The sequence below is a fragment of the Pseudomonas serboccidentalis genome (assembly GCF_028830055.1).
GTDB lineage: Bacteria > Pseudomonadota > Gammaproteobacteria > Pseudomonadales > Pseudomonadaceae > Aquipseudomonas > Aquipseudomonas serboccidentalis.
On sequence record NZ_CP101655.1, the window covers coordinates 5,200,536 to 5,217,157 of the forward strand.

General features: G+C 61.8%; 14 protein-coding genes. 5 read left to right on the forward strand and 9 right to left on the reverse strand.

Translation table 11 applies throughout. The features are described 5' to 3' along the window. Window positions 1-155: 155 nt before the first annotated feature. From NN484_RS23735 to NN484_RS23745, 3 genes are read left to right on the forward strand one after another with little or no spacing between them, the layout of a single operon-like run. Complete coding sequence (locus NN484_RS23735) at window positions 156-611, forward strand: (2Fe-2S)-binding protein (protein ID WP_274658053.1); 456 nt, start codon at window positions 156-158, stop codon at window positions 609-611. Between the two features lie 14 nt (window positions 612-625). Then, window positions 626-2,788: a xanthine dehydrogenase family protein molybdopterin-binding subunit gene (locus NN484_RS23740; RefSeq protein WP_274658054.1), complete on the forward strand. Its 2,163-nt coding sequence runs from the start codon at window positions 626-628 to the stop codon at window positions 2,786-2,788. Window position 2,789: 1 nt separating this feature from the next. After that, window positions 2,790-3,368 carry a hypothetical protein gene (locus tag NN484_RS23745; RefSeq protein ID WP_127651847.1) on the forward strand — a complete coding sequence of 193 codons (579 nt, stop codon included), beginning with the start codon at window positions 2,790-2,792 and terminating at the stop codon, window positions 3,366-3,368. Window positions 3,369-3,479: 111 nt separating this feature from the next. Here the strand turns inward: NN484_RS23745 and NN484_RS23750 are convergent, their stop codons facing one another. Continuing rightward, on the reverse strand, window positions 3,480-3,905 hold the full coding sequence (locus tag NN484_RS23750; RefSeq protein WP_127651848.1) for a VOC family protein: 426 nt from the start codon (window positions 3,903-3,905) through the stop codon (window positions 3,480-3,482). Between the two features lie 111 nt (window positions 3,906-4,016). On the opposite strand from NN484_RS23750, the gene NN484_RS23755 reads away from it, so the two are divergent. Next, a complete protein-coding gene (locus tag NN484_RS23755; protein ID WP_274658055.1) occupies window positions 4,017-4,871 on the forward strand; it encodes a LysR family transcriptional regulator in 855 nt (284 codons plus the stop codon). Window positions 4,872-5,022: 151 nt separating this feature from the next. Here the strand turns inward: NN484_RS23755 and fabI are convergent, their stop codons facing one another. The 8 genes from fabI to gloB form a co-directional block, all read right to left on the reverse strand. Then, a complete protein-coding gene (gene fabI / locus NN484_RS23760; RefSeq protein WP_003202751.1) occupies window positions 5,023-5,817 on the reverse strand; it encodes an enoyl-ACP reductase FabI in 795 nt (264 codons plus the stop codon). Between the two features lie 19 nt (window positions 5,818-5,836). Then, entirely contained in the window at window positions 5,837-7,447 is a 1,611-nt protein-coding gene (locus NN484_RS23765) for an ABC transporter ATP-binding protein (RefSeq protein WP_127651850.1), read from the reverse strand. A gap of 1 nt (window position 7,448) precedes the next feature. Continuing rightward, window positions 7,449-8,468, reverse strand: a complete 1,020-nt coding sequence (locus tag NN484_RS23770) for an ABC transporter permease (RefSeq protein ID WP_127651851.1) — start codon at window positions 8,466-8,468, stop codon at window positions 7,449-7,451. A 1-nt stretch (window position 8,469) separates the two neighbouring features. Next, window positions 8,470-9,543, reverse strand: a complete 1,074-nt coding sequence (locus NN484_RS23775) for a microcin C ABC transporter permease YejB (RefSeq protein ID WP_274658056.1) — start codon at window positions 9,541-9,543, stop codon at window positions 8,470-8,472. A 4-nt stretch (window positions 9,544-9,547) separates the two neighbouring features. Beyond that, window positions 9,548-11,389 (reverse strand): extracellular solute-binding protein, encoded by a 1,842-nt coding sequence (locus NN484_RS23780; RefSeq protein ID WP_127651853.1) that lies wholly within the window; start codon window positions 11,387-11,389, stop codon window positions 9,548-9,550. Then, window positions 11,386-13,218: an extracellular solute-binding protein gene (locus tag NN484_RS23785; protein ID WP_274658057.1), complete on the reverse strand. Its 1,833-nt coding sequence runs from the start codon at window positions 13,216-13,218 to the stop codon at window positions 11,386-11,388. The genes NN484_RS23780 and NN484_RS23785 overlap by 4 nt, the downstream gene beginning before the upstream one ends. Window positions 13,219-13,394: 176 nt before the next feature. Next, entirely contained in the window at window positions 13,395-14,861 is a 1,467-nt protein-coding gene (locus NN484_RS23790; RefSeq protein ID WP_127651855.1) for a LysM peptidoglycan-binding domain-containing protein, read from the reverse strand. A gap of 99 nt (window positions 14,862-14,960) precedes the next feature. Next, the gene (gene gloB, locus NN484_RS23795; RefSeq protein WP_274658058.1) at window positions 14,961-15,728 is read right to left on the reverse strand and encodes a hydroxyacylglutathione hydrolase; all 768 of its coding nucleotides are present in this window, start codon (window positions 15,726-15,728) and stop codon (window positions 14,961-14,963) included. Between the two features lie 66 nt (window positions 15,729-15,794). Here gloB and NN484_RS23800 point away from each other — a divergent pair, with 66 nt between their 5' ends. Continuing rightward, window positions 15,795-16,553 (forward strand): methyltransferase domain-containing protein, encoded by a 759-nt coding sequence (locus tag NN484_RS23800; protein ID WP_274658059.1) that lies wholly within the window; start codon window positions 15,795-15,797, stop codon window positions 16,551-16,553. Window positions 16,554-16,622 lie beyond the last annotated feature (69 nt).

The window sequence follows — 16,622 nt, forward strand, 5'->3', positions numbered from 1 at the left end:
TCGACATTTTTGCGTTGAGGCATGACCGGTGGTCGCCACGTCTGGCTTGCGGCGCAAATTAGGCTTTGCTGAAAGGGATAAGCCGAGGCGCGCACAGGCTTTGCCGGCCGTAGCGACGCCCCTTCAGAACACCGTGAGTCTGAGGAAAATCCCCGATGCTGACCTTGAATATCAATGGCAAGGATCAGGACCTCGACGTACCGGCAGACATGCCGTTGCTCTGGGTCCTGCGTGATATGGCGCACCTGACCGGTACCAAATTCGGCTGTGGCATGGCCCAGTGCGGCGCCTGCACGGTGCACGTTGACGGCGCGCCACTGCGCGCCTGCATCACGCCTGCCACCGCCGTGGCCAACGGCCAGAAAATCCTCACCATCGAAGGCCTGTCCACCGACGGTTCGCACCCGGTGCAGCGGGCCTGGGCCGAACTCGATGTGGTGCAGTGCGGTTACTGCCAGTCGGGGCAGATCATGTCCGCCGCTGCGCTGCTGGCGAAAATCCCCAAGCCCACCGACAGCGATATCGATCAGGCGCTCTCCGGCAATATCTGTCGCTGCGGCACTTATCCGCGAATCCGTGCGGCTGTGAAGCGTGCGTCCGAAATCGGCTGATTGGGAGATAGACGATGAACAGTCCTGTATCGCGTCGCGGTTTTCTCAAGGGCAGCGCCGTGCTCGGTGGCGGCCTGGTGGTGGCGTTTGTCGTGCCCGGTGCCCATCGGTTTGCGCGGGCGGCGGAGAATGAAGGCAAGGTCTTTGCGCCGAATGCGTTTTTACGGATAGCCGCGGACAACAGCGTGACGGTGTTGCTCGGGCATTCGGAAATGGGCCAGGGCATCTGGACTGGCCTGACCATGCTGATTGCCGAGGAGCTGGACGCCGACTGGTCGACAATCCGCGTCGAACACTCGCCGGCCTCGGCAGCCAATTACGGCATGCCGGCGTTTGGCGGGATGCAGATTACTGGCGGCTCGACCTCGACCTGGATGGAGTTCGACCGTTATCGGCTCGCGGGGGCCACGGCGCGGCAGATGCTGGTGGAAGCGGCAGCCAAGCGCTTCAACGTCGCTGCGTCGACGATTCGCACCGAGTCGGGCGTGGTGATTGCCGGCGATAAACGCGCGACTTACGGTGAGCTGGCGGACGCCGCCGGGCAACTGCCGGTACCGGATCCGAAGTCGATCACCTTCAAGGAGGCCAAGGACTGGAAAGTCATCGGCAAGCCGACCAAGCGTCTCGACACCCCGGAAAAAATCACCGGCCGCGCCAAGTTCGGCATGGACGTGCAGTTCGAGGGCTTGATGACCGCGATGGTTGCGCGGGCGCCGGTGTTCGGCGCCACGGTCAAATCCTTCGAAGGCGCCGAGGCGCTGGCGGTGCCCGGCGTGCACAAAGTGGTGCAGGTGCCAACCGGAGTGGCGGTGATCGCCGAGCATTATTGGGCGGCGAAACTGGGTCGCGATGCGTTGAAAGTCGATTGGGACATGGGGCCGCACGCGGACCTGAGCAGCCAGGGCCTGCTCGACAGTTTCCGCAAACTGGCGGCAACGCCGGGCACGTCGGCCGCTCAGACCGGGGACCCCAAGGCCAACTTCGACAAGGCAGCGAAGAAAATCGACGTCGAGTACAGCGTGCCGTATCTGGCCCACGCGCCGATGGAACCCCTCAACTGCACGGTGAAGATCAGCACCGAGAAGTGCGAGATCTGGACCGGCACGCAATTCCAGACCCTCGACCAGATGATCGCCGGCAAGATCACCGGGCTCAAACCCGAGCAGGTGGAGATTCACACCGAGTTTCTCGGCGGTGGTTTCGGGCGTCGGGCCAATCCGACCTCGGACTTCGTGGCCGAAGCGGTGCAAGTGGCGAAAGCCGCCGGCGCGCCAGTGAAAACCGTATGGTCCCGTGAGGATGATATTCGTGGCGGTTATTACCGCTCGATGTTCCTGCATCAGGCGCGTATTGGCCTGGACGGGCAGGGCATGCCGCTGAGCTGGCAGCATGTGCTGGTCGGCCAATCGATCATGGCCGGCACCCTGCTTGAACAGACCATGGTCAAGAACGGCATCGACGCGACTTCGGTCGAAGGCGTGGCCGACAGCCCGTATCTCAAGGGCCTGGCTCATCAGCAGGTGGCGCTGCATTCACCGCAGACCGGAATCAATGTGTTGTGGCTGCGTTCGGTGGGGCATAGCCACACCGCGTTCGTCATGGAGTCGCTGATCGATGAAATGGCCACGGCGGCGGGCAAGGACCCGGTGGAGTACCGACGCACGCTGCTCAAGGAGCATCCACGGCATCTGGGCGTGCTGAATCTGGCGGTGGAGAAGGCTGACTGGACCGCGCCGCTGCCGGACGGGCATGCCTTGGGCGTGGCGGTGCACGAATCGTTCGGCAGTTATGTGGCGCAGGTGGCGGAAGTCTCGCAGGACAATCTGGCGATCCGCGTGCACCGCGTGGTGTGTGCGGTGGACTGCGGGATTGCGGTCAACCCGCAGAGCATCGCGGCGCAGATGGAATCGTGCATCACCTTTGGCCTGGGCATGGCGCTGCACAGCAAACTGACCGTGAAGAACGGCATGGTCGTGCAATCCAACTATCACGATTATCAGGTGCTGCGGCTCAACGAGATGCCGCGGGTGGAAGTGCACATCGTGCCCAGCAGCGACAAACCCGGGGGCATCGGCGAGGCCGGCGTCCCGCCCACCGCGCCGGCGGTGGCCAATGCGGTGTATGCACTGACCGGGCAACGCCTGCGTGAACTGCCACTGCAACTGTCGGGGGTGTGAGATGAAACGACATCTGCTGTTGGGCACGGTGATTTTGCTGGGGCTGGGTGGCTACGCCTCGGATCTGTTCGCCGATGATCAGGAAGCGCTCAAGGCGTTCGGCACGGTGCAGAAAGTGTTCCAGAGCCCGCGTTGCCAGAACTGTCACATTCCCGGTGATTCGCCGCTGCAATTCGACGCCGGAACCCCGCACGCGATGAACGTGGTGCGCGGCATGGACGGCAAGGGCGCCGCCGGTTTGCCCTGCGCCACCTGCCACGCCGAGAGCAACCCGCCGGCCAGTTACGGCCCGCACGCGCCACCGGGGGCGCCGCACTGGAGCCTGCCGCCAGCGGCGCACAAGATGGCCTGGATCGGCCTGCCGCCCGACAAGTTGTGCGCAATGATCAAGGACCGCTCCAGCAACGGTGACCGTGATTTCGCCGCGCTGATCAAGCACGTCAGCGACGACAAACTGGTGCTGTGGGGCTGGAATCCCGGGGCAGGGCGCACGCCGGTGCCGGTACCGCACGACATCTTTGTGAGCCAGTTCAAGCTCTGGGCGGATGCCGGTGGGCCGTGCCCGGTGGCCGGGAGTTGACGGTGTGAGCCTGCTCGCGATGGCTTCATGTCAGTCAGCATTGATGTCTATGAACCACCGCTATCGCGAGCAGCCTCACTCTTACAGGGAAGGATATGGAGCCAGGACAATCTACTTGGCAAACAACTGCCCAATGTCCTTGAACGCCTTGAACTCCAGCGCATTGCCGCACGGGTCAAACAGAAACATCGTCGCCTGTTCGCCCACCAATCCCTGAAAGCGAATCCCCGGCTCGATCACGAACTGCGTGCCCAGCGATGTCAGGCGTTCGGCCAGTGCCTGCCATTGCGCCATCCCCAGCACCACACCGAAATGCGGCACCGGCACGTCATGCCCGTCCACGGCATTGGTGTGCGCGGCTTCCTGAGAGGCATTTTTCGGTGCCAGATGAATCACCAGTTGGTGGCCGAAGAAGTTGAAGTCGACCCAGTGCGCGCTGGAGCGACCTTCCTCCAGCCCGAAGACTTCGCGGTAAAAGTGGCGTGCGGCGGCCAGGTCATAGACGGGGATGGCCAGATGGAAAGGGCTTAACGGCATGGCGCAATGCTCGATCAGGGAAAGTGGATTGAGTTTAGTGCTGTGAAATGTGATTGAAAGACGATAGTTTTTGCGCCGAGCTCAAATTATTTCGATCAATCGAGGTGCCGCATGCTGCGTGAACTCAAGACCTTTCTCGCCGTCGCACGCCACGGCACGTTTGCCGCCGCGGGGTTGCACATTGGCCTGACGCAGTCGGCGGTCAGTGCGCAGATCCGCAATCTCGAACAGGCCTTGGGCATTCGTCTGTTCGACCGCACCGGCCGCCAGGCAACGCTCAATCCGGCGGGGCAGCGCGCCTTGCCGATGGCCCAGGAAATGCTCGCGATCTTCAGCCGCATGGCGGTGAGCGAGGACGTCAGTGAGTTTCGTGGCGAGCTGAAAATCGGTGCGGTAGCCACCGCGCAAACCGGGCTGCTGCCACAGGCGCTGTTGCGCTTGCGTCAACAGGCACCGGGGCTGGAGCCGAAACTGGTGCCGGGGGTGTCGCTGAACCTGCTGAGTCAGGTCGATGCCGGTGAGGTGGATCTGGCGATCATGATCAAGCCGCCGTTCGAGCTGCCCAAGGAACTGTCGGCGCAGGTGATTCGTCGCGAGCCGTTCGTGCTGATCGTGCCGCTGCAGGTCGAGGGCGACGATCCATTGCGCCTGCTCGCCGAACAGCCGCAGGTGCGCTATGACCGCAATTCATTTGGCGGTCGGCTGGTGACGCGGTTTCTGCGCGAACAGCGGATCGAGGTCAACGTAGCGCTGGAGTTGGATGAACTGGAAGCGATCGTGAAAATGGTCGAGTCGGGGCTGGGTGTTTCGTTGTTGCCCAAGGCCGGGTTGTGGCTGGAGCATCCGCTGCAGGTCAGGGTGATTGAATTGGGTGAGCTGACGTTTTACCGCGAGATGGTCTTGTTGCAGCGGTACAGCCAGCGCAGTCAGCCGATTCAAAAACTGTTTGCCGATTGTTTGCTCTGAAGATCAGAGGATCGCAGCCTTCGGCAGCTCCTACAGGGGAGGTGCATGCGGACTTAATCATGTAGGAGCTGCCGAAGGCTGCGATCTTTTGATGTTGAACCCAATAAAAAACCCGCCATAAGAGACGGGTTTTTTATTGGCTAACCGAAGATTACTCTTCGATGTTGCCCATGGCAGTGGTGTTGAAGCCGCCGTCCACGTACATGATTTCACCGCTGATGCCCGACGCCAGGTCGGAGCACAGGAAGGCGCCGGCGTTGCCGACTTCTTCGATGGTGACGTTGCGGCGCAACGGGGTTTGCGCTTCGTTGGCGGCCAGCATCTTGCGGAAGTTCTTGATGCCCGAGGCGGCCAGGGTGCGGATCGGGCCAGCCGATACGCAGTTGACGCGGGTGCCGTCCGGGCCCAGGGAACCGGCCAGGTAACGCACGCCAGCTTCCAGCGAAGCCTTGGCCATGCCCATTACGTTGTAGTTCGGCATGGTGCGCTCGGCGCCCAGGTACGACAGGGTCAGCAGGCTGCCGTTGCGGCCTTTCATCATTTCGCGGCCAGCCTTGGCCAGGGCCACGAAGCTGTAGGCGCTGATGTCGTGAGCGATGCGGAAACCTTCACGGGTGGTGGCTTCGGTGAAGTCGCCGTCCAGTTGGTCGCCCGGGGCGAAGCCGACGGAGTGCACGATGCAGTCCAGGCCGTCCCACTTCTTGCTCAGTTCTTCGAAGACCTTGGCGATTTCTTCATCGCTGGCCACGTCGCACGGGAAGCACAGCTCAGGGCTCGAACCCCAGCCCTGTGCGAACTCTTCAACGCGACCCTTGAGTTTGTCGTTCTGATAAGTGAAGGCAAGCTCAGCGCCCTCGCGATGCATGGCGGCAGCGATGCCGGATGCGATGGACAGCTTGCTGGCGACACCGACGATCAGTACGCGCTTACCGGCGAGAAAACCCATGTGTTGCTCCTCTTTCAGGTTATTGCGCAGTGGCTGGTGCCAAAAAAGCGGCTTCCAGCAACTGCTGTGTATACGGATGTTTGGGGGCGGCAAAGATCTCTTGCGCCGCTCCCTGTTCGACCACTTGGCCATGCTTGACCACCATCAACTGGTGGCTCAGCGCTTTGACGACAGCCAGGTCATGGCTGATGAACAAATACGTCAGGTTGTACTTGGCTTGCAGTGAACGCAACAGCTCCACCACTTGCCGCTGCACCGTCCGGTCGAGCGCCGACGTCGGCTCGTCCAGCAGGATCAGCGCCGGTTTGAGCACCAAGGCCCGGGCAATGGCGATACGTTGCCGTTGCCCACCGGAAAATTCGTGGGGGTAGCGGTGCCGGGTTTCCGGATCCAGACCTACCTCCTTCAATGCCGCAATAATCGCCGCTTCCTGCTCGGCGGCGGTGCCCATCCTGTGAATCCGCAGGCCTTCGCCAACGATGTCGCTGACGCACATGCGCGGGCTCAGGCTGCCGAACGGGTCCTGAAACACCACCTGCATCTCCCGACGTAACGGGCGAACCTCGTTCTGCGTCAGGCAGTCTAGCTGCTTGCCTTCAAAGCGAATGGCGCCTTTGCTGCCGATCAGCCGCAAAATCGCCAGACCCAGCGTGGATTTGCCGGAACCGCTTTCCCCCACGATCCCCAGGGTCTGACCCTGAGGCAGGCTGAAATTGATGCCGTCCACTGCCTTGACGTAATCCACCGTGCGTTTGAGCAGGCCTTTCTTGATCGGGAACCAGACTTTCAGGTTCTCGACTTCGAGCAGCGGCGCCCCGATTTTATTGGTCGCCGGGCCTCCACTGGGCTCCGCGCCGAGCAACTCCCGAGTGTACGGATGCTGCGGCGAACGGAACAGCTCTTCACACGATGCCTGTTCGACGATGCAACCGCGCTGCATGACACATACGCGATGCGCAATTCTTCGCACCAGGTTCAAATCGTGACTGATCAGTAGCAGCGACATGCCCAATCGAGCCTGAAGTTCCTTGAGCAAATCGAGGATTTTCAGCTGAACGGTCACGTCCAGTGCAGTGGTCGGCTCGTCGGCGATCAGCAGTTCAGGTTCGTTGGCCAGGGCCATGGCGATCATCACGCGCTGGCGCTGGCCGCCGGACAATTCGTGGGGCAGGGCCTTGAGGCGCTTGTGCGGCTCGGGGATGCCGACCATCTCCAGCAGCTCCAGGGTGCGTCGGGTCGCGACTTTGCCGCTCAGGCCCTTGTGGATGCCGAGGATCTCGTTGATCTGCTTCTCGATCGAGTGCAGTGGATTGAGCGAGGTCATCGGCTCCTGAAAGATCATCGCGATGCGGTTGCCGCGAATGTGCCGGATGGTTTTTTCGCTCAGGCCCAGCAGGTTCTGCCCGGCATAGTTGATGCTGCCGGCCGGATGCCGGGCCAGCGGGTAGGGCAGCAGACGCAGGATCGAGTGCGCGGTCACCGACTTGCCCGAGCCGGACTCGCCGACCAGCGCCAGGGTTTCGCCGCGTTTGATGTCGAAGCTCACGCCCTCGACCACCCGGAGCCGCCGCTCGTTGAGGCCGAATTCGACGGCCAGGTCGCGCACTTCGATCAGATTGTCCTGATTCATTTCACTTCCTCGGGTCGAAGGCATCGCGAGCGGACTCGCCGATAAACACCAGCAGGCTCAACATCAATGCCAGCACGGCAAACGCGCTCATGCCCAGCCACGGCGCTTGCAGGTTGGATTTGCCCTGGGCCACCAGTTCACCCAGTGACGGACTGCCGGCCGGCAAGCCGAAGCCGAGGAAATCCAGCGCGGTGAGGGTGCCGATGGCGCCGGTAAGAATGAACGGCATGAAGGTCATGGTCGAGACCATGGCGTTGGGCAGGATGTGGCGGAACATGATCGCGCCGTTCTGCATGCCCAGCGCCCGTGCCGCGCGCACGTATTCGAGGTTACGCCCGCGCAGGAATTCGGCGCGCACCACGTCCACCAGGCTCATCCACGAGAACAGCAGCATGATCCCCAGCAACCACCAGAAATTCGGCTGGACGAAACTGGCGAGAATGATCAGCAGGTACAGCACCGGCAACCCCGACCAGATCTCCAGAAAGCGCTGCCCGGCGAGATCGACCCAGCCGCCATAGAAGCCCTGCAGGGCGCCGGCAATCACACCGATGATCGAGCTGAGCACGGTCAGCGTCAGCGCGAACAGTACGGAAATGCGGAAGCCGTAGATCACCCGCGCCAGCACATCGCGACCCTGATCGTCGGTGCCCAGCAGGTTGTCCGCCGAGGGCGGGGCCGGGGCCGGGACTTTCAGGTCGTAGTTGATGCTCTGGTAGTTGTAGGGGATCGGCGCCCACAACACCCACGCATCCTTGGCCTTGAGCAGTTCGCGGATGTACGGGCTCTTGTAGTTGGCTTCCAGCGGGAATTCGCCGCCGAAGGTGGTCTCCGGGTAGCGCTTGATCGCCGGGAAGTACCAATGGTTGTCGTAATGCACCACCAGCGGCTTATCGTTGGCGATCAGCTCGGCACCCAGGCTCAGCCCGAACAGGATCAGGAACAGCCACAGCGACCACCAGCCACGCTTGTTGGCTTTGAACAGTTCGAACCGGCGGCGGTTGAGAGGGGACAGGTTCATCTCAATGCTCCCGGCTGGCGAAGTCGATGCGCGGATCGACCAGGGTGTAGGTGAGGTCGCCGATCAGTTTCACTACCAGCCCCAGCAGGGTGAAGATGAACAGGGTGCCGAAAACCACCGGGTAATCGCGGTTGATCGCCGCTTCGAAACTCATCAGGCCGAGGCCGTCGAGGGAGAAGATCACTTCCACCAGCAACGAGCCGGTGAAGAAAATGCCGATAAACGCCGACGGGAAACCGGCAATCACCAGCAGCATGGCGTTGCGGAACACGTGGCCGTAGAGCACGCGATTGCGCGTCAGGCCCTTGGCCTTGGCGGTGACCACGTATTGCTTGTTGATCTCGTCGAGGAAGCTGTTTTTGGTCAGCAGGGTCATGGTCGCGAAGTTGCCGATCACCAGCGCCGTCACCGGCAGCGCCAGGTGCCAGAAGTAATCGAGAATCTTGCCGCCCAGGCTCAGCTGATCGAAGTTGTTCGAGGTCAGGCCGCGCAACGGGAACCAGTCCAGATAACTGCCACCGGCAAACACCACGATCAGCAGGATCGCAAACAGGAATGCCGGAATCGCGTAGCCGATGATGATCGCCGAACTGGTCCAGACGTCGAAATGGCTGCCGTGTCGCGTCGCCTTGGCGATCCCCAGCGGGATCGACACCAGGTACATGATCAGCGTGCTCCACAGCCCCAGCGAAATCGACACCGGCATCTTTTCCTTGATCAGATCGATGACCTTGGCATCGCGGAAGAAGCTGTCGCCGAAATCCAGCTGCGCGTAGTTCTTGACCATGATCCACAGGCGTTCCGGGGCCGATTTGTCGAACCCGTACATGTGCTCGATTTCCTTGATCAGCGCCGGGTCCAGGCCTTGCGCGCCGCGATACGACGAACCTGCCACCGAGACCTCGGCACCGCCACCTGCGATGCGGCTGGTGGCGCCCTCGAAGCCTTCGAGCTTGGCGATCATCTGTTCCACCGGGCCGCCGGGCGCGGCCTGGATGATCACGAAATTGATCAGCAGGATGCCGAACAGGGTCGGGATGATCAGCAGCAGTCGCCGAAAAATATACGCCAGCATCTGATTACTCCGTGCCCACAGGGTCGGCTTGCAGTTTGGTTTCGACTTCTATGGCGGGTTTCGCGTCGGGCTTGACCCACCAGGTGTTAATCCCGATGTCGTATTTGGGGGAGACTTTCGGGTGGCCGATGTGGTTCCAGTAGGCCACGCGCCAGGTCTTGATGTGCCAGTTGGGGATCACGTAGTAACCCCATTGCAGCACCCGATCCAGCGCCCGGGCGTGGGCCACCAGGCTGTTGCGCGAATCGGCGTTGATCAGGCTTTCCACCAAGTGATCGACGATCGGATCCTTCAGGCCCATGGTGTTGCGGCTGCTCGGTTTGTCGGCGGCGGCGCTCATCCAGAATTCGCGTTGCTCGTTACCCGGCGAGTTGGATTGCGGGAAGCTGCCGACGATCATGTCGAAGTCCCGCGAACGCACGCGGTTGATGTACTGCGAAACGTCGACGCGGCGGATCACCAGGTCGATGCCGAGGTCGGCGAGGTTACGCTTGAACGGCAACAGCACGCGTTCGAATTCGGTCTGCGCCAGCAGGAACTCGATGACCACCGGTTTGCCGTTGGCGTCGACCATTTTGTCGTCGACGATCTTCCAGCCGGCCTCTTGCAGCAACTGATAGGCCTCGCGTTGCTGGGCGCGGATCATGCCGCTGGCGTCGGTCTTCGGGTTCTCGAAAGCTTCGCTGAACACCTGCGCCGGGAGCTGGCTGCGAAACGGCTCGAGGATCGCCCGTTGCTCGGCGTCCGGCAGGCCGGTGGCGGCCATTTCCGAGTTTTCGAAGTAACTGCGGGTGCGGATGTAGGCGCCGTTGAACAGTTGCTTGTTGGTCCATTCGAAGTCGAGCAGCAGGCTCAGCGCCTGACGCACCCGCACGTCCTGGAACACCGGGCGGCGCAGGTTGTAGACGAAACCCTGCATGCCGGTCGGGTTGCCGTTGGTGATCTGTTCCTTGATCAGCCGGCCTTCGGTGACCGCCGGAATGTTGTAGGCGTTGGCCCAGTTTTTCGCGGTCATTTCCAGCCAGTAATCGAACTGGCCGGCCTTCAGCGCTTCAAGGGCGACGGTGTTGTCGCGGTAGTAATCGGTGGTCATCACGTCGAAGTTGTAGAAGCCGCGATTGACCGGCAGGTCCTTGCCCCAGTAGTCCTTGACCCGCTCATAGCGCACCGAGCGCCCGGCCTTCACTTCGGCGACCTTGTACGGGCCGCTGCCCAACGGAATTTCCAGGTTGCCCTTGGTGAAATCGCGATTGGCCCACCAGTGTTTCGGCAACACCGGCAACTGGCCGAGGATCAGCGGCAACTCGCGATTGTTGGTGTGCTTGAATTTGAACAGCACCTTGAGCGGGTCTTCGGCGATGACTTCGTCGACGTCGCTGTAGTAACCGCGAAACAGCGGCGAGCCGTCCTTGGTCAGGGTCTGGAAGCTGAACACCACGTCTTCTGCGCGCACCGGGTGGCCGTCATGAAAGCGCGCTTCCGGGCGCAGGTAGAAACGCACCCAACTGTTGTCCGGAGCCTTTTCGATCTTGCTGGCGATCAGGCCGTATTCGGTGAACGGCTCGTCGAGGCTGTGCTTGGTCAGGGTGTCGTAGATCTGCCCGACGTCATCGGCCGGCACGCCTTTGCTGATGAACGGGTTGAGGCTGTCGAAACCGCCGAACCCGGCCTGGCGGAAGATTCCGCCCTTGGGCGCGTCGGGGTTCACATAGTCGAACTGCTTGAAATCGGCCGGGTATTTCGGCGGTTCGTTGTACAGGGTCACGGCGTGTTGCGGGGCGGCGCAGGCCAGCCCGGCGAACAGCAGACCGCTGGCCTGCACGAGCAGGGCGCGGATCGGTGTCATTGATCTTTCTCCGAAGATTTCAGCCACCACGCGCTCAGGCCCAGGGTGTAGGGCGGCGTGGTGACGAAGGCCAGCCGGTTGCGGTAGGCCAGTCGGTGATAATTGAGGTACCAGTTGGGAATGCTGTAGTGCTGCCACAGCAGCACGCGGTCGAGCGCCTTGCCGGCGGCGACTTGTTCATCGCGGGTTTGCGCGGCGAGCAATTGTTCGAGCAGGTGATCGACCACCGGGTTGGCGATGCCGGCGTAGTTCTTGCTGCCCTTGACGTTCACCTGGCTGGAGTGGAAGTACTGCCACTGCTCAAGCCCTGGGCTGAGGGTCTGGTTGAGCGTCATCGAGATCATGTCAAAATCAAATTGATCAAGGCGCTGTTTGTACTGCGCCCGATCCACGGTGCGCAGGCGCGCGTCGATGCCGATGCTGTTGAGGTTCTCGATGTACGGCTGGTAAAGGCGCTCCAGGTTCGGATTGACCAATAGCAGCTCAAACCGCAGCGGTTGGCCGTCAGCGTTTTGCAGGCGCTGACCGTTGAGCTTCCAGCCTGCTTCGGCGAGCAATGCCAATGCCTTGCGCATGGTTTCCCGGGGAATGCCGCGCCCGTCGGTTTTCGGCAGGGTGAACGGCTCGGTGAACAGCTTGGCCGGCAGTTGCTCCTTGTACGGCTTGAGCATCAGCCATTCATGCCCGACCGGCAGGCCGGAGGTGGTGAATTCACTGTTGGGGTAGTAACTGGTCGTGCGTTTGTAGGCATCGCTGAACAGCGCGCGATTGGTCCATTCGAAGTCGAACATCAGGCCCAGCGCTTCGCGGACCTTGACGTCGCTGAAGGTCGCGCGCCGGGTGTTCATGAACAGGCCCTGGCTCTGTGTCGGGATCTGGTGCGGGATCTGCGCCTTGATCACCTCGCCACGGCGTACGGCCGGGAAGTTGTAGCCGTTGGCCCAGTTCTTCGCCTGATGTTCGATGTAAATGTCGAATTCACCCGCTTTGAACGCTTCGAAGGCGACGTCGCTGTCGCGGTAGAACTCGACTTCCATGCGATCGAAGTTGTACTTGCCGCGATTGACCGGCAGGTCCTTGCCCCAGTAATCCTTGACCCGCTCGAAGATCAGTTGCCGCCCCGGCGTCACCGAGGTGATGCGGTACGGCCCGCTGCCCAGCGGGGGTTCGAAGGTGGTGGCCTTGAAGTCGCGACCTTTCCAGTAATGCTGCGGCAGCACCGGCAACTCGCCCAGACGCAGGATCAGCAGCGGATTGCCCGAGCGCTTCATCACGAAGCGAATGCGCTGCGGGTTGAGGATGTCGACCCGCGAGACTTCCTGCAGGGCGGTGCGGTACAGCGGATGGCCTTCCTTGAGCAGCAACCGATAGGAGAACGCCACGTCGTAGGCAGTGATCGGCGTGCCATCGTGAAACCGCGCCTCCGGGTGCAGATTGAACACCACCCAGCTGCGATCTTCGCTGTACTCCACCGATTGTGCGATCAGGCCATAGCTCGATGCCGGTTCATCACCGGACGGCGAATACTGACCGGTGCCGACCATCAGCGGCTCGTTCAGCTCGTTGATGCCGTACTGCAGGAAATTCGCTGTAGTGACCGGGCTGGTGCCCTTGAACGTGTACGGATTGACCGTATCGAAGGTGCCGAACGCCATCACCCGCAACGTACCGCCCTTGGGCGCTTGCGGGTTGACCCAGTCGAAGTGGGTAAATCTGGCCGGGTACTTGAGCGTGCCGAACTGCGCATAACCGTGACTTTCGGTAATCGTCGCGCTTGCGGGTGAGCTCAAGGCCAGGCTGATCAGGAGCAGGAGGAGGGGACGCTTCAAGTCAGATCCGATCCAGGCGGCTTGGGCTTTGTGGGCCGTACAGTAACAGCTTGTCTGGACAGGAAAAAGATAGCGGGTTAATGCGCTGTTAATGCGCAAAAAAGATCGCAGCCTCCGGCAGCTCCTACAGGGATCAATGTAGGCGCTGCCGGAGGCTGCGATCTTTTGATTTCAAATCAGTGCGGCGAATAAACCGTGAGCATCTGCCCAGGCTTGAGGGCCTTGCCGGCACCCGGATTCCAGCGCTTGAGATGCTGCATCTCGACGTTGAAACGCTTGGCCACCACGTACAGAGTGTCGCCACGCTTGACCTTGTACTGGGTCTGCTGCTGGCTGTCGGCCTTGCCTTTGCTCTTGCTGTTGGCGGCGATCACCGTGTTGACCCGGCCGGACTTGCGTGCCGGGCTGCGCTTGGTGGTGTCCTGCATGACCAGGGTCTGGCCGACCTTGAGGTTTTTGCCGGTCAGCTTGTTCCAGCGCTGCAGATCCTTCACTTCGACCTTGTTGGCCTTGGCGATGGAGCCGAGGTTGTCACCGCGTTTGACCCGGTAGGCGCGCTTGAGCTGCGCCACTTCGGTCGGGTCGGCGCCGTCGAACACTGGCTTCAGCGAACGCGGGCTGATCAGCTCTTCAGGCCGCATGGTCTGCAGGCTGGCGGTCAGCAGTTGTGCCTTGGACGTCGGCACCAGCAGATGCTGCGGGCCGTCGACGGTGGTGCGCTGCTTGAACGCCGGGTTGAGCTGGAACAACTCGTCTTCGTCGATGTTGGCCACCGCCGCGACCTTGGACAGGTCCATGCGCTGGTTGATTTCGACGACCTGGAAATACGGTTCGTTGGCGATCGGGTTGAGGTTAACCCCGTAGGCTTCCGGGGCCAGCACCACTTGTGACAACGCCAGCAGTTTTGGCACGTACGCCTGGGTTTCCGCCGGCAACGACGACAGGTTCCAGTAGTCGGTCGGCAGGCCGAGCTTTTCGTTGCGCTCGATGGCGCGGCTGACGGTGCCTTCACCGGCGTTGTAGGCCGCCAGGGCCAGCAGCCAGTCCCCGTTGAACATGTCGTGCAGACGGGTCAGGTAATCCATCGCGGCGGTGGTCGAAGCGGTGATGTCGCGACGGCCATCATAAAAGCGGGTCTGGCGCAGGTTGTAGTAGCGGCCGGTGGACGGGATGAACTGCCACAGGCCCGACGCGTCGGACCGGGAATAGGCCATCGGGTTGTAGGCGCTCTCGATCACTGGCAGCAGGGCCAGCTCCAGCGGCATGTTGCGCTCTTCAAGACGCTCGACGATGTAATGAATGTAGAGACTGCCGCGTTCGCCGGCGTTCTCGAGAAAGGACGGGTTGCTGGCAAACCACAGGCGCTGTTGTTCGATGCGCGGGTTCACGCCCAGACCGTCCTGCAACTGGAAACCACCGCGCATGCGCTCCCAGATGTCCTGAGGCACCTGCGGGCTCGGCTTTTCGCTCAGCCAGATCGGCTTCTGCTTGGCTCGCGCAGCAATGTTCGGCGTATGGCTCGCTTCAGACTGCGGAGCATGGCTGGAGCAGCCCGCCAACGTGGCGGACACAGCCACCGCGATGGCTTGGGCCAGGCGGGTCAACGTGTCTGAATTGACGGACTTACGTATGGATGACGACATTGGCTGGAAGTAAGTTCCGGGCAAAAATGTCGGGGGATTCTAGAAAGCGCACCCCTTGCGGTCAACCATTCAGAATTTTTGTACCAAGGGGTGAGTCACTTAGAACGTATCTTTCCAGGCCCGCAGAGCCGCAAAAACCTCACTCGGCGCCCGGTTTTGAGCGCCTGCCCGTTCGTCCACTTTTTGTGTAACTAATGTTTCAGAGGTGCGTAAAAACGGATTTGTGAGCTTTTCCAGGGCCAGGGTCGAGGGCAGGGTCATCACGCCTTTCTCGCGTTTTTCGCTGACCTCTTTCAGACGGGCGGCGATGTCCAGGTTGGACGGCTCGACGGCGGCGGCAAACTTCAGGTTGCTCAGGGTGTATTCATGGGTGCAATACACCAGCGTATCCTCGGGCAGGGCGGCGAGTCGGCTGAGCGAGTGGTGCATCTGCTCCGGGGTGCCTTCGAACAGACGTCCGCACCCGGCGGCGAACAGCGTGTCACCACAAAACAGCAGGCCGTGGTGGTAATAGGCGATGTGGCCCAAGGTGTGACCGGGCACCGCATAGACAGCGAAATCCCAACCGAGGACGCTGACCGTGTCGTTGTCTTTGAGCGCCACGTCGCGCCCCGGAATGTTCTCGTTGGCCGGGCCGTAGACCTTGGCGCCGGTCGCGGCTTTGAGGCGTTCGACGCCGCCGACGTGATCGTGGTGGTGATGGGTGATCAGAATGTCACTCAGCACCCAGTCCGGATGGGCGTCGAGCCACGCTTGCACGGGCGCCGCATCGCCCGGGTCGACCACGGCGCAGCGATGGCTGCGGTGATCCTGTAACAACCAGATGTAGTTGTCGGTGAACGCGGGCAGGGCACTGATCTGTATCATCGGAGGAATTCGCCAAGCGGAAAACATTGGCGCATCTTAGAGCTTCTAGCGGCGTTGGAGAATGACATGACCGATAAAGCATTCGCTCAGGCCGATCCCGACTGGCTGGCGTTGATCGGCGCGGCCCGTGAATGGCTGGCCGGCCCGCTCGGGCAATTTCTGCTGGATGAAGAACGGCGCGTGCTCGAAGACGAGTTGGGCCGCTTCTTCGGTGGCTATCTGGTGCATTACGGGCCATCGGCCCAGCCCCCGCCGTCGGCGCCGCAGGTGCAGCGCAATGTACGCCTCGGTGCGCCGTTGCCGGGGGTCGAGATCGTCTGCGAGGAGCAGGCCTGGCCGCTGAGCGAGCACGCCGCCGACGTGGTGGTGTTGCAGCATGGTCTGGATTTCTGCCTGTCGCCCCACGGTTTGCTGCGTGAAGCGGCGAGCAGCGTGCGCCCCGGCGGGCATCTGCTGATCATCGGTATCAACCCCTGGAGCACCTGGGGCCTGCGTCACGTCTTTGCCCATGACGCCTTGCGCCAGGCGCGCTGCATCTCGCCGTCGCGGGTGGCCGACTGGCTCAACCTGCTGGGCTTTGCGCTGGAGAAACGCCGCTTCGGGTGCTATCGTCCGCCGCTCGCGTCGCCCAAGTGGCAGGCCCGACTGGCCGGCTGGGAACGCAAGGCCGGTGACTGGCAATTGTCGGGTGGTGGCTTCTATTTATTGGTCGCGCGCAAGATCGTGGTCGGCCTGCGTCCGGTGCGCCAGCAGCGCCGCGAGCCGATGGGCAAGCTGATTCCGCTGCCGATGGCCAAGGTCAACCGTCGTCGAATCGAACCGTAAACCTTCTTTTTATAGTGGCCGGACCTGCTCCGGCCGCGGCCATCGTCGATCCGCGATTGACGGGGCCAG

Bases quoted from the DNA above. Each gene is read 5' to 3' on its own strand.
- NN484_RS23735 (WP_274658053.1), top strand. From the start codon at position 156: ATGCTGACCTTGAATATCAATGGCAAGGATCAGGACCTCGACGTACCG.
- NN484_RS23740 (WP_274658054.1), top strand. From the start codon at position 626: ATGAACAGTCCTGTATCGCGTCGCGGTTTTCTCAAGGGCAGCGCCGTG.
- NN484_RS23745 (WP_127651847.1), top strand. From the start codon at position 2,790: ATGAAACGACATCTGCTGTTGGGCACGGTGATTTTGCTGGGGCTGGGT.
- NN484_RS23750 (WP_127651848.1), bottom strand. From the start codon at position 3,905: ATGCCGTTAAGCCCTTTCCATCTGGCCATCCCCGTCTATGACCTGGCC.
- NN484_RS23755 (WP_274658055.1), top strand. From the start codon at position 4,017: ATGCTGCGTGAACTCAAGACCTTTCTCGCCGTCGCACGCCACGGCACG.
- fabI (WP_003202751.1), bottom strand. From the start codon at position 5,817: ATGGGTTTTCTCGCCGGTAAGCGCGTACTGATCGTCGGTGTCGCCAGC.
- NN484_RS23765 (WP_127651850.1), bottom strand. From the start codon at position 7,447: ATGAATCAGGACAATCTGATCGAAGTGCGCGACCTGGCCGTCGAATTC.
- NN484_RS23770 (WP_127651851.1), bottom strand. From the start codon at position 8,468: ATGAACCTGTCCCCTCTCAACCGCCGCCGGTTCGAACTGTTCAAAGCC.
- NN484_RS23775 (WP_274658056.1), bottom strand. From the start codon at position 9,543: ATGCTGGCGTATATTTTTCGGCGACTGCTGCTGATCATCCCGACCCTG.
- NN484_RS23780 (WP_127651853.1), bottom strand. From the start codon at position 11,389: ATGACACCGATCCGCGCCCTGCTCGTGCAGGCCAGCGGTCTGCTGTTC.
- NN484_RS23790 (WP_127651855.1), bottom strand. From the start codon at position 14,861: ATGTCGTCATCCATACGTAAGTCCGTCAATTCAGACACGTTGACCCGC.
- gloB (WP_274658058.1), bottom strand. From the start codon at position 15,728: ATGATACAGATCAGTGCCCTGCCCGCGTTCACCGACAACTACATCTGG.
- NN484_RS23800 (WP_274658059.1), top strand. From the start codon at position 15,795: ATGACCGATAAAGCATTCGCTCAGGCCGATCCCGACTGGCTGGCGTTG.